The sequence below is a fragment of the Megasphaera massiliensis genome (assembly GCF_036305205.1).
Lineage (GTDB): Bacteria > Bacillota > Negativicutes > Veillonellales > Megasphaeraceae > Megasphaera > Megasphaera massiliensis.
The window spans coordinates 1-12,624 of the sequence record NZ_JAXIXE010000025.1 but is presented as its reverse complement, the minus strand read 5'-3'; the positions used below and the strand labels follow the sequence as shown (position 1 = coordinate 12,624).

Annotated in this window: 8 protein-coding genes, 4 tRNA genes and 1 rRNA gene; 1 reads left to right on the top strand and 12 read right to left on the bottom strand. The window is 51.6% G+C overall.

The genetic code is table 11. The annotated features are described in order from the left end of the window. Positions 1–147: 147 nt before the first annotated feature. From UCI88_RS04725 to speE, 4 genes are all read right to left on the bottom strand, one after another. A tRNA-Lys gene (locus tag UCI88_RS04725) sits at positions 148–223 on the bottom strand. Between the two features lie 5 nt (positions 224–228). Further along, positions 229–303, bottom strand: a tRNA-Gln gene (locus tag UCI88_RS04720). A 1-nt stretch (position 304) separates the two neighbouring features. Next, positions 305–380 (bottom strand) — tRNA-His (locus UCI88_RS04715). Positions 381–526: 146 nt separating this feature from the next. Next, complete coding sequence (gene speE / locus UCI88_RS04710; protein ID WP_256180394.1) at positions 527–1,375, bottom strand: polyamine aminopropyltransferase; 849 nt, start codon at positions 1,373–1,375, stop codon at positions 527–529. 264 nt (positions 1,376–1,639) lie between these two features. Between speE and UCI88_RS04705 the strand changes: the two genes are divergently transcribed. Beyond that, positions 1,640–5,935, top strand: a complete 4,296-nt coding sequence (locus tag UCI88_RS04705) for a 2-hydroxyacyl-CoA dehydratase (protein ID WP_044504739.1) — start codon at positions 1,640–1,642, stop codon at positions 5,933–5,935. Positions 5,936–6,013: 78 nt separating this feature from the next. Here the strand turns inward: UCI88_RS04705 and UCI88_RS04700 are convergent, their stop codons facing one another. The 8 genes from UCI88_RS04700 to rrf all read right to left on the bottom strand — a co-directional run bounded on the left by UCI88_RS04700 (position 6,014) and on the right by rrf (position 12,618). Next, a complete protein-coding gene (locus UCI88_RS04700; RefSeq protein WP_230198102.1) occupies positions 6,014–8,314 on the bottom strand; it encodes a xanthine dehydrogenase family protein molybdopterin-binding subunit in 2,301 nt (766 codons plus the stop codon). Then, entirely contained in the window at positions 8,311–8,778 is a 468-nt protein-coding gene (locus UCI88_RS04695; protein ID WP_044504741.1) for a (2Fe-2S)-binding protein, read from the bottom strand. Before UCI88_RS04695 ends, UCI88_RS04700 begins: the two co-directional genes overlap by 4 nt. Next, positions 8,778–9,560: an FAD binding domain-containing protein gene (locus tag UCI88_RS04690; RefSeq protein ID WP_256180395.1), complete on the bottom strand. Its 783-nt coding sequence runs from the start codon at positions 9,558–9,560 to the stop codon at positions 8,778–8,780. Before UCI88_RS04690 ends, UCI88_RS04695 begins: the two co-directional genes overlap by 1 nt. Positions 9,561–9,599: 39 nt before the next feature. After that, on the bottom strand, positions 9,600–10,373 hold the full coding sequence (locus tag UCI88_RS04685) for a TatD family hydrolase (RefSeq protein ID WP_256180396.1): 774 nt from the start codon (positions 10,371–10,373) through the stop codon (positions 9,600–9,602). A 136-nt stretch (positions 10,374–10,509) separates the two neighbouring features. Beyond that, positions 10,510–10,600, bottom strand: a tRNA-Ser gene (locus UCI88_RS04680). Between the two features lie 68 nt (positions 10,601–10,668). Continuing rightward, the gene (locus UCI88_RS04675) at positions 10,669–10,968 is read right to left on the bottom strand and encodes an MTH1187 family thiamine-binding protein (protein ID WP_044504744.1); all 300 of its coding nucleotides are present in this window, start codon (positions 10,966–10,968) and stop codon (positions 10,669–10,671) included. A gap of 3 nt (positions 10,969–10,971) precedes the next feature. After that, the gene (thiM, locus tag UCI88_RS04670; protein WP_256180397.1) at positions 10,972–11,805 is read right to left on the bottom strand and encodes a hydroxyethylthiazole kinase; all 834 of its coding nucleotides are present in this window, start codon (positions 11,803–11,805) and stop codon (positions 10,972–10,974) included. A 696-nt stretch (positions 11,806–12,501) separates the two neighbouring features. Then, a 5S ribosomal RNA gene (gene rrf, locus UCI88_RS04665) occupies positions 12,502–12,618 on the bottom strand. Between the last annotated feature and the right edge of the window lie 6 nt (positions 12,619–12,624).

The window sequence follows — 12,624 nt, the reverse complement described above, 5'->3', positions numbered from 1 at the left end:
CCGAGCAACTATTTCGGGTTGCTCGGAAATAAAAGTCTAACTTTTTGGGGTCACATCATTTCTCAGTCCTGCTTTTTGCATCTCTTGAGTGCCTTCAAAAACTCTGACAACAAACAAAAGGCGCCGCACACTGTGCGACGCCTTTTTTGGTGATCCATCCGAGATTCGAACTCGGGACACCCTGATTAAAAGTCAGGTGCTCTACCAGCTGAGCTAATGAATCATGGCTGGCAGGGGTAGCTGGATTCGAACCAGCGCATAGCGGAGTCAAAGTCCGGTGCCTTACCACTTGGCTATACCCCTATGGGGCGAGTATAGGGATTCGAACCCTAGCATAACGGAGCCACAATCCGCCGTGTTAACCACTTCACCATACCCGCCATATAAGATTATCTGCCGTAACGGCGCTGAATCAGCGTCGTCAACGTAGATAATCTTACCATGAGTCAAAGACAAAGTCAAGTATTTTTTACATTTAATCACAAAAGAATACAGACCTGAAATGCATAGCTATAAACCAAGCCGATTAACGGTCAGCCTTTCCATACAGAAGGTCCTTTACGAAATTCGGCAGGACAAAGGCGCTCTGCTGAATCCCTTCATTGTAATAACGCGTCGGGAAGGTACGCTTTCGATTCGGCGTCCACTGCAGGGGATCGTATTTTTTAGACCCCAGCGTAAAGCAGTGCATCCCCGACGGATAGAGGGGAATGAAGGCCGTATATAAACGGGCGACAGGGAAAATATCAGATACGCAGTCGAATACATCTTTCACCAATTTGCCGTGCATGAAAGGCGATTCCGTCTGCTGAACAAAAATCCCGTCGTCCTTCAAAGCTTTAAAGGTATCCTTATAAAAATCGTAGGTGAAAAGGCCTTCTCCGGGGCCGACAGGATCAGAGCAGTCGACGATGATGACGTCATAGTAATTTTCGGCTTGCCGCATGAAGGCAATGCCGTCGCCGACAGTTACGGTCAGTTTTGGGTTTTCTTCCAGCATGGCCTTGGAAATTTCAGGAAAATACTGTTTAGACAATTCGATGACCTTGCCGTCTATATCGACCATAGCCACCGATTCGACTTCAGGGTGGCGGACCGCTTCCCTGGCTGATCCGCCGTCACCACCGCCAATGATGAGGACCCGTTTCGGATTGGGGTGAAGAAACAAGGGAATGTGCACGATACTTTCATGATACATGAATTCATCTTTAACAGACGTCTGGAATACGCCGTCTAAGACCAGCATGCGGCCAAATTCCTTCGAATCGGCGACGACGATGTCCTGAAAGTCGGAATGACCGCGATAAAGGATTTCTGAGGCTTCCGTCGTCAGATCCAGGTAAGGGGACTGATGTTCCGTTATAAATTTTTTCATATTGTACTCCTTGATAATATCCTGAGTTTATCATATTCTGATAGTGACTTCATTTTAGCATATTTAGGCTCATTTGTCGCAGCGCATTTCATGGTTTCCAAAATGATATCGATTTCTTATTAATAAGTAAAATCCTTTGTATCACCCCCTTACAGAATAAAGGGATTATGGTACAATATAAAGTAGACTTTTTATATATAGTCTTTATAATAAATAAAATTTTTAAAGAAAGAGTCGGTTTATAAACCGATAGGGTGACAAAACATGAAGAATCTCTTACACATCGGCATTGACATCGGTTCGACGACAGTAAAAATCGCTGTTCTCAACCATGCCAAACAATGCCTGCACGCATGCTATGTCCGCCACTATACGGATATACGCCAAAAAGTTTGGGATTTACTCCAAAACGCCTATGAAATCTTTGGCGACCGTCAGATCACCATGGCTATCACCGGGTCCGGCGGCATTGCCCTGGCCGACTACCTGCACATCCCTTTTCTGCAGGAAGTCATTGCCGGCACCAAAGCCGTTCGAACATACTATCCTCAGTCCGATGTCATCATCGAACTGGGTGGTGAAGATGCCAAAATCACCTACCTTACCGGCGGCAATGAGCACCGTATGAACGGCAACTGCGCCGGCGGGACGGGGGCTTTCATCGATCAGATGGCAACCCTCCTCGACACTGAAGCCAGCGGCTTGAATGAACTGGCCAAGAAGTCCGATACAATCTATCCCATTGCAGCCCGCTGCGGCGTCTTTGCCAAGACCGATATCCAAGCCCTCTTAAATGAAGGCGCCAGCAAAGAAAATGTCGCGGCTTCGGTCTTTCAGTCCATCGTTTTCCAGACCATCACCGGCCTTGCCTGCGGCCGTCCCATCAAGGGCACGGTCTGCTTCCTCGGTGGTCCCTTGACCTACTTGTCGCAGCTTCGCGAACAATTCGCCAAGACATTGCACTTGACACCGGATAAGGTCATTGCCCCAGAAAACGCCCAAGTCTACGTCGCCATCGGTGCCGCCCTGGGGAGTATGGATACCAAGCCGGTCTCCTTCATGAATCTCATGGGGCAGCTTAAGAACGTCGATGAATCGACACTGGCCAAGTCAGACCGGGTCGCCCCCCTCTTTGACAGCCAAGCTGAACTCGACGAATTCCAAGAACGCCATCGTCAGCATACCGTTCCTCACGGCGATATGGACAGCTACAGCGGCCCCTGCTATCTCGGCATCGACGCCGGTTCGACCACCATCAAAGCCGTCGTCTTGAGCGAAGACATGAAAATCCTCTATTCTCACTATCAGAATAATGAAGGAAGTCCTTTGGCAGCTGCTAAAAAGATTGTCGCCGACGTCTACTCCCGCCTTCCGAAGGGCGCCTTCATCGCCAAGGCCGGCATTACCGGCTACGGCGAAGCCTTGCTCAAAGAAGCGCTGCACCTCGATCTTGGCGAAGTCGAAACGATTGCCCACTATCAGGCCGCATCCCATTTCTGCCCGGACGTCGATTTTCTCCTCGACATCGGCGGACAGGATATGAAGTGCAGCCGCATCAAAGACGGCCACATCGAAGACATTCTGCTCAACGAAGCCTGCTCGTCGGGCTGCGGCTCCTTCCTCGACACCTTTGCCAAATCGCTGAAGATGTCCATTCAGGAATTTTCTCAGGCAGCCCTCCTGGCCAAGAGTCCCATCGACCTCGGTTCCCGCTGCACGGTATTCATGAATTCCAAAGTCAAACAAGCGCAAAAAGAAGGCGCTACCTTAGCCGATATTTCTGCCGGCCTGTCTTACTCGGTCATAAAAAATGCCCTTTATAAAGTTATCAAAGTCAAAGACCCTGCAAAACTTGGCAAGCACATCGTCGTCCAAGGCGGTACTTTTTATAACGACGCTGTCCTCCGGGCTTTTGAAAAGCTCCTGGGCCGCCAAGTCATCCGTCCGTCGATTTCAGGACTCATGGGTGCCTTCGGCATGGGAATCATCTGCCGCACAGCCTATCATCAGGACCACGTCGTATCGACCATCGTTGACGAAAAAGCCCTGCAGGAATTAAACATCACGACATCGATCCGCCACTGCGGCCTCTGCACCAACAACTGCCTGCTCACGGTCAACACCTTCAACGACGGCCGTTCCTTCATTACGGGCAACCGCTGTGAACGAGGTGCTGCCGGCTCGACAGCGGCCCGCAAGAAGCCCCTGCCGAACATGTATAAGATAAAATACAACCTCCTCTTCGGCTATAAACCCCTTACCGACGCTCCCCGCGGCACGATCGGCATCCCCCGAGTCCTCAACATGTATGAAGACTATCCCTTCTGGTTTACTTTCTTCACCAAACTCGGCTATTCCGTCGTCTTATCCGATCCTTCTTCCAAAGGGCTCTTTGAAAAAGCCATGGATACGATTCCATCCGATTCGGCCTGCTACCCGGCCAAGCTCGTCCACGGCCACATCGAAAACCTCCTTCAAAAAGGGGTCGACCGAATCTTCTATCCCTGCATCCAAAACGGTCCTCAAGAAGGAAGCAAGGACAACACCTTCAACTGCCCCATGGTCATGAGCTACCCGGAAGTCATCCGCAACAACATGGGCGAACGGCTGGCCGAAACGAATACGCCTTACCTCTGCCCCTTCCTGCCCTTACACGACAAGAAGCGCATTGCCAAGCGCCTCATTGAAGAATTGAAGGCTTGGAATCTCCCGGACCGCGAAATCAAGCAAGCCGCTATGGCTGCCTGGGAGGAAGAAGAAGCTTATAAACAGAAGATTTACAGCCTGACCCAAAAGATTTTAGATGACCTCAAAAAGAACGACCAGCGGGCCATCGTTCTTTGCGGTCGCCCGTACCACGTCGACCCGGAAATCAACCACGGCATACCGGAACTGATCAACAGCCTGGGCCTGGCCGTCCTTACAGAAGACGGCGTCGCCTCCTTGTCGACCTTTGACGGCAATCTCCGCGTCGTCGACCAGTGGTCGTACCACTCCCGCCTCTATCGGGCAGCCCAGTACGTTACCCAGCATCCGAACCTCGAACTGGTAGAGCTCAATTCCTTCGGCTGCGGCCTCGACGCCATCGTCGCCGACCAGGTACAGGATATCCTGACCCACGGCCACAAGATCCACACCCTGCTGAAAATCGACGAAGGCTCGAACCTCGGTGCCATCCGCATCCGCCTGCGCTCCTTGCTGTTCGTCATGAATCATCGGCCGAAAGAAGATTACACCCTCGAACCGTATTCCTATGAAAAGACGATCTTCACCAAAGAAGACGCCAAAAAGAACGTCATCCTGGCCCCGTCTATGACACCGATCCATTTTCCCATGCTCATGTCAGCCTTCGAACACGAAGGCTATCACGTCGAACTCCTGCCCCACCAGAACCAGGAAGCCATCGATACCGGTCTGGCCTATATCCACAATGACGCTTGCTATCCGGCTATCATGAGTTTAGGCCAAATCCTCACGGCCTTAAAGTCGGGAAAATACGATTTAAACCATACGACGGTCATGATTTCCCAGACCGGCGGCTGCTGCAGGGCCACCAATTACATCGGCATGATTCGAAAAGCTTTGAACGATGCCAATATGTCCCAGGTTGCCATTTTATCCCTCAATATGAAGGGCATGAACAAGCAGCCCGGTTTCCAGCCGGGGCTCGGCTTCTGGCACCGCCTCATCATGGGTATGATTTACGGCGACGCCCTGCAGCAAGTCTTGTACCGCACGCGGCCTTATGAAAAGGTCAAGGGTACGGCCGAAGCCTTGTTCCATAAGTGGCAGGAAAAATGCACACAGCAGCTCAAGAAAGCCGACTTTAAATCCTTCAAGCGCAACCTTCGCGACCTCATCAATGAATTCGACAATATCGAAATGAGTGACGAAAAGAAGCCGCGCATTGGCTTAGTCGGCGAAATCTACGTCAAGTTCCACCCCATTGCCAACAACCACATCGTCCGCATGATTGAAGAAGAAGGCGGTGAAATCATCGTCTCCGGCCTGGCCGACTTCTTCCTCTACGGTCTGCTCGACGACCAGTTCCGCCATAAGTACCTTTCCGGAAGCTGGAAAGACGCCTTATTCAGCAAGACCGGCGTCCGCCTCCTCGAATGGTACCGCAAACCATACGAACAGGCCGTTGCCAAGAGCCGCCACTTCGATCCCATTACGTCGATTTATGACATTGCCGACGAAGCCAAGAAATTCTTGTCCCTCGGCCATGAAGCCGGTGAAGGCTGGTTCCTCACGGGGGATATGATCGACCTCATCCATCGCGGGGCCAAGAACATCGTCTGCCTCCAGCCCTGGGCCTGCCTGCCCAACCACGTCACGGGAAAGGGCATGATCAAGACCTTGAAAGCGGCCTTCCCTGAAACGAATATCGTCGCCATCGACTACGACCCCAGTGCCAGCTCGGTCAACCAGACGAACCGTCTGAAGTTAATGCTGACCACGACTTTTGAAGGCATCCGGGAAACAGTCCAGGAAGACACCAAACCGGTCCTTCCCTTCATGAGCGGCGTCCGCATCAACAGTTCCCTTGAAAAATAAATAACGCCATCACAAAAAACGCCATTCCATGATACACCGTCATGGAATGGCGTTTCGTTGTCTTTCAGAATATATAACTCAGACCGTCTTATGTTTCATAGCCTGATAGAGTTTTTCAGCCGTAATGGGAAGGTCGCGGACCCATACGCCGGTTGCATTATAAACGGCGTGAGCAATGGCCGGGGACGGCGAGTCGATGACCAGTTCACCGATGGACTTAGCGCCGAAAGGACCGTTCGGTTCATAGCTCGGTTCAAATTCGACGTTGACGGGACCGACGTCGAGACGCGTCGGCAGGCGATACTGCATGAAAGAATTATTCTGCAGCCGTCCCGTCGGCGTATACTGAACGTTTTCCGTAAGAGCCATGCCGATAGCCTGGACGATGCCTCCTTCGGCCTGGACGCGGGCCAGGCTGGGGTTGATGACCGTACCGCAGTCAATGACGGCATCGTATTTCAAGAGAGTGATGTTCCCCGTTTCGGGATCGACATCGATCGTCGCAGCACCGGCCATATACGGCGGCGGACTGGTCGGCGAATAGCACGATTCCGTCGCCTCGAGGGCAATGCCGTTCATGAACATGGCCCCGTTGCCGAGATCGCGGACGGTAATCGACTTACCGGTCTGAAGGCAGGTAATGGCCTTGCCGTCAAATTCCAGGTCATCCAAATCCGTATCGGACAGCCCCAATTTAATGGCCGCTAATTCTTTCATCCGATGAATCAAGCTTTCACAGGTCTTGACGACGGCATTGCCTGTCAGATACGTCGTAGACGAGGCATAAGAGCCGCTGTCATAGGGAGACGTATCGGTATCGACGCCGTCAGTGACGATGTCGTCGACAGAACACATGAGGCATTCGGCAGCAATCTGGGCGAGGATGGTATCACAACCGGTTCCCATATCGGTAGCCCCAACGTGGAGCGTATAGAAGCCGTCATCATTGACTTTGATCGTAACCGAGGCCACGTCGACGTTGGAGACACTGGAACCTTGCATAGCGATAGCCAAACCGACGGATTGGATATGACCGTTGGGCAGGACTTTTCGCGGCGACGCATCGTCCCAACCGGACATGGAAACGACGCGTTCCAGACATTTATCGAGGGTACAGCTGAGGGCCGTTTCATTAAAATAGGCCGGCAGGACCTGATTTTGGCGGACCATATTCTTAAACCGCAGTTCCACCGGACTCATATGAAGGGCTTCGGCCAATTCGTTGACGGCTGTCTCCAGCGCAAAGAGGCCTTGTGTCGCCCCATAGCCGCGGTAAGCCCCGGCAGCGATGGTATTGGTATAGACACAGGTATAGCTGAATTGAAAGGCTTCAGCGGCATTATACAAAGGAATCGACTTGTGTCCCGATAAAGTAACCGTCGTCGGCGTATGTTCACCATACGCGCCGGCGTTCCATAAAGAATCGAGGAGAATGCCCCGGATATGGCCGTCTTTCGACGCTCCGAGAACGACGCGGATCTGCGATTCATGACGCGGCGTCGATACGGTCAGCGATTCTTCCCGACTGTAGACCATATAGGCCGGTTTGCCTGTCAGCCAGGCAATGAAAGCCGGATAGACTTCCATGACGACGGTCTGTTTCGAACCGAAGCCTCCGCCGATACGCGGTTTGATGACCCGAACCTTGGATTTGGGGATTTCAAGGGCATGGGAAACGACGCGGCGCACATGGAAAGGTACCTGCGTCGAGCTGACGATGGTCAGCCGTCCGAATGCGTCTTTATAAGCATAGGCTCGGAAGGTTTCCATGGCTGCCTGCTGATTCTGACGAGTGTGATACGTCCGGTCGATGACGACGTCTGACGAAGCCAGGACGGCATCGATATCGCCGTGACGGTCGCAGGCTTTAGCGACGAGGTTGCGCTGGTTGTCGCCGCCGACGTCGACTAACGGCTTCCAATCGTCTTCGGGGTGGACGACGATATCATTGTCCAAGGCCTTCGTAAAGTCGAGGAGCGGTTCCTGGACTTCATATTCGACGCGGATGGCCCGCAGCGCCTTATCGACTGCCGCTTGATTCGTCCCTGCCACGAGGGCTACGGCATCGCCGACAAAACGGATCTGTTTATCCAAAATAAGCCGGTCGTAAGGACTCGGTTCCGGATAGGTCTGGCCGGCAATGGTAAATCGCGACTTAGGTACGTCATCGGCCGTTACGATACAAACGATGCCCGGAATTTTCTCAGCAGCACTCTTATTGACCTTTTTAACGATGGCTCTGGCATGGGGGCTCCGCAGCACCTTTACGATGAGGCAGTCTTTGGGCATGATGTCTTCCGTATAGACAGGCTGCCCCGTAACCAAGGCTTGGGAATCCTTCTTGGCTACGACCTTATTGATCGATTTAAATTCCATCATGACCGGACCTCCTTCCCCTTGGCCTTAAAATACTCTTTAATAGCCCTCATATGACTCATATATCCCGTACAGCGGCAGAGGTTACCCGATAAAAATTCCTTGATTTCGTCTTCCGTCGGCGAATCGAAGCGGCGAGCCATGGCCAGGACGTTCATGACGAAGCCCGGGTTGCAGAAGCCGCACTGGTCGGCACCTTGAAGTCCCATATAGTAGGCAAATTCCTTGGCTTCCTCTTGGAGGCCTTCAAGGGTCGTAACTTGACAGCCATCGATGCGGACAGCTAGTACGGCGCAGGACAAGACCGGCACATCATTGACCCAAACGGTACAGAGGCCGCAGTTTGTCGTTTCACAGCCGCATTTTACACTATAACATCCCCGGCTGCGGAGAAAATCATAAAGCATCATCCCCGGCTCGATATCGGCCGAGGATTTTTTTCCATTAAGCCAATAGGTAATCATCATCAGACATCATCTCCCATCGTTTGAGCCAACAGGCGCCGGCATAAGACGACAGCCATATCATGGCGATATTCGGAAGAACCGCGTTGGTTAGTTTCATACGTCACTTTTTCGGCAAATTCCCGACCGGCCTTTTCACAGCCAAGGGCCTTAACCGTATCCACAGGGAGTGTCATGACCTCGGCTCGTCCCGGACGGGCACCGATGGAACAGCGCACCTCTTTTCCGTCGACGTGAACAGCGGCAGCGATGATGGGAAAATCCGTCGCATTGAGGCGAAGAGACGCATAGGCCGTCTGGCCGCTCTTTTTCGGAACGATGATATGGCTTACGATATCCTTCCCGGGCCCGGTCTTTCCAAAATCAGACAGCGGAACGCGTCCGCCCTTATACAATTCAACGTCGGCATCAAGCGCCAAGAGCAGGGTCCAAATATCGGAAAAGCCGAAGCGGCCGCTGATACTGCCGCCAATGGTCGCCAAGTTGCGGAACTGAGTCCCTACGATATGGCGTGTCGCTTCTTTTACAGCTCCATGGGTATAGGTCAACAGTCCTTCATGACTGCCAAAGGCTCCGAGAGTGACCATGGCTCCGATTTTAAAAGAGTCATCCTGTTCTTCTATCGCATCGAGGCCAAGACCTGACAAGTCGATGGCCTGAGCAATGCGCCGTTGGGGCGACAGGCGGAGCCAGCAGCATCCGCCGAGGACAACGGCCCCGCGGCCTTGATTCAATTCCCACGCTTCTTCGAGGGACGCCGCCTTCGTATACTGCACAATATTCATAAAAAGACCTCCTTAATCGGGGAGAAATTAACAAAACCCTTATAAGCGAAACAGTCGCTCCGTATTGGCCTTTGCCTGAACCGTCAAGGCTTCGACAGAAACATCCATATACTTAGCCAAGGTGCTGGCAACATAGGTAATATTATTGGGAACATTCGTCCGTGGCAAGTGAAACCCGCGAGGCGTCAGATAAGGCGCATCCGTCTCGAGAAGTACCCTATCCAGGGGCAAAATGGACACGGCCTCGCGCAGTGCATCGGCTCGCCGTTCATCACAGATCCAGCCGGTAATGCCGATATAAAAGCCCATATCGAGCATACGGGCCAGTGTTTCTTTATCACCGGTATAGCAGTGGACAACGGACTTCGGACAGACCCCTTCATGGCCTTTAAAACAGGCTAAAAAATCGTCTCCGGCATCGCGTTCATGAAGAAACATCGGTTTATCCAGTTCTTCTGCCAGGGCAATCAGTTTCTTAAAAAAGTAGAGCTGGTTTTCTTTTTTAGAGAACATGCGGTCATAGTCGAGACCGGTTTCACCGACAGCGACGATTTTCGGATTGGTCGTGACGATGCGCCGGATTTCCTCGACATCGGCCTCCGTCGCGGCATCGGCCACATGAGGATGAATGCCGGCCGTACCAAATACCTGATGAGTTCGGACAAAGTCATCGACCAGTCTGTTTTCCCGATCTTCGGAGCCGGTCAGGATACAGTAGATACCGTCGGCTTCAGCATCGGCAATGATTTTCTCCGGATCCGGAAAAGACCTCGTAAATAAATTAAGCCCAATATCGTAATAGGTTATATCCATTCCAATACACCTCGTAATAATTTGTCATCTTTATTGTACCAGAAAACAGTCGCCTTGCGTAGCCTCTGGGACCGCTCCATAATGGACAAAAAAAGAGCACTCAGGAAAAATCCTAAGTGCTCTTTATCCAGTAATCTGGCGGAGTGAGAGAGATTCGAACTCTCGCAGGCCTTGCGACCTCTAACGATTTAGCAAACCGTCCTCTTCAGCCTCTTGAGTATCACTCCATGCGTCAACTGACTATATTAGTTTACTACAACCAGGAGTGATTGTCAAGGCTATGTTTTATGAAAAGCTATTTTTCTAAAATACGTTCTACCGATTCTACTTTAGCATCCATCATGTTCGTATAACCCGGGCGGATATCGGCTTTCAAGATGACCTCTGTCCGAATTCCCTGATCCGTCAAATACTGCGTCGCCTTTTTGACGACAGCCATGACGTCATCCCATTCGCCTTCAATTTCGGTAAACATCGAGTTTGTCCGATTTGAAAGTCCTGACGCACGAATGATTTTAACGATTTCAGCGACATACGGTGCAAATTCATCACCGGTACCACACGGTGCAATGCAAAGGGCAACTAATGTATTCATATTTTATACCTCCTCAATCGTAAAAGGATTTTGTGCAATATCTTCAGGTGTCGCAACATAGAGCTCATCGATAAAGGCAGCTTGGAAAGAGCCGGTACCCTTTACGTAGGCAGCCGCCCGTTTACCGGCCAGATTGTAAATGGCAGCACCGGTAATGGCTGCTATAAAAGGACTGGCCACTGCCGCATAGACGGCCATGACGCCGCCAAGAGAGCAACCCGTGCCCGTAATAGAAGGCATCATATCCGAACCGCCTTTTGAAAGGACGACCTGACGGCCATCGGTGATTAAATCAGCTTCACCGGAAACGGCAACGGCACCGCCCGTCCATTTTGCCAAGGCCACAGCAGCTGATTTTGCCTCGTAAACGGCATCTGTCGAATCGACGCCGCGTACGTCCGACGTATGCGAACCGCCTTCTAAGCCCCATAAACCGGCTAAAGCGATGATTTCTGAAGCATTGCCGCGAATAATCGACGGCTTATACGGCTTAAATTTCAGCAGTAAGTCCGTACGCATCTTCCCCATACCGATAGCCACGGGATCAAGAACCCAGGGCTTTCCGTCATCATGAAGGGATGCTGCCGTCAGCGGCAGTGTATCTTCATATATGGGGAATAAAGTGCCTACGTTGATGTACATCGCCGCCCCAATCTTCGCCATGGCAGCGCCTTCGTCCGGTAAGTAGACCATGGCGGCTGAGCCGCCGACAGCGAGCTGAGCATTGGCAACGAAGTTGATCGTCACCGTGTTGGTAATGGACGGAGTCAACGGGTTCGACGCTTTAGCCAATTGGGCCGCTTTGGCGACGGCCGCAGATATTTCAGATTGAGTCATGTTATTACCACCTTTGTGATTTGCTATGTCTATTATAGCTTTTATAGGCAGTAAAGTGAAGGCATTCAAAGAAGAACCCGTAAGGCTGAAATCACACCGTAAACCAGAAATTTTAGCGCTTGAAGGGGATAGTTAGAGAGTATTTATTTTTGAACGGTTCAAAAAATTCTTAGCCATAGTAAGTTAATTCGACGAAAGATTGGCGGTATAAAGAGAAGAGGCATAGGTTGAAGGGCTTCTTTCGGGACGTTTTCGACATCCGTCTGATACTACTTGATAATGTTGAATACTTGGGACTAGTGGCCTCCGGCTTCCTGTCAGGGAAAACCCGATAGATCTGGTTACGACAGTCTCGTCGCTTCCGGCATCCGTCTGATAATGCTCGATATGTCTGAGGGCTTCTGACTAGTAGCCTTCTGTCTTCCTGTTAGGGAAAATCCTAATTGAACTGAAAGCGGCAGTCCTGTCGCCCTTGGCATCCGTCTTAAGAACTGCCTCATAGGCAAGATTTCATCAGCCTTGTCGCCTGCGGCATCCATTCTGGGATTTATCTGCTACGAGACTCCCCCACCCACTCCGAAGTCAAGCTTCGGAGTAAGCGACTCACAAAGGTTTATGCGTCCCTTCGGTCCTTTAAACCTTGTTCGCTGCTTAAAAAAAGAAGCACTTCATTATCGAAGTGCTTCTCTCTCTATTAATCAGCGGCTTCCTATCCTCCCAGGGGGCCTCCCCCCAAGTACTTTCGGCGTTTGCGGCCTTAACTGCTGTGTTCGGCATGGGAACAGGTGGATCCCCGCAGCTATCGCCACTGAATTTATG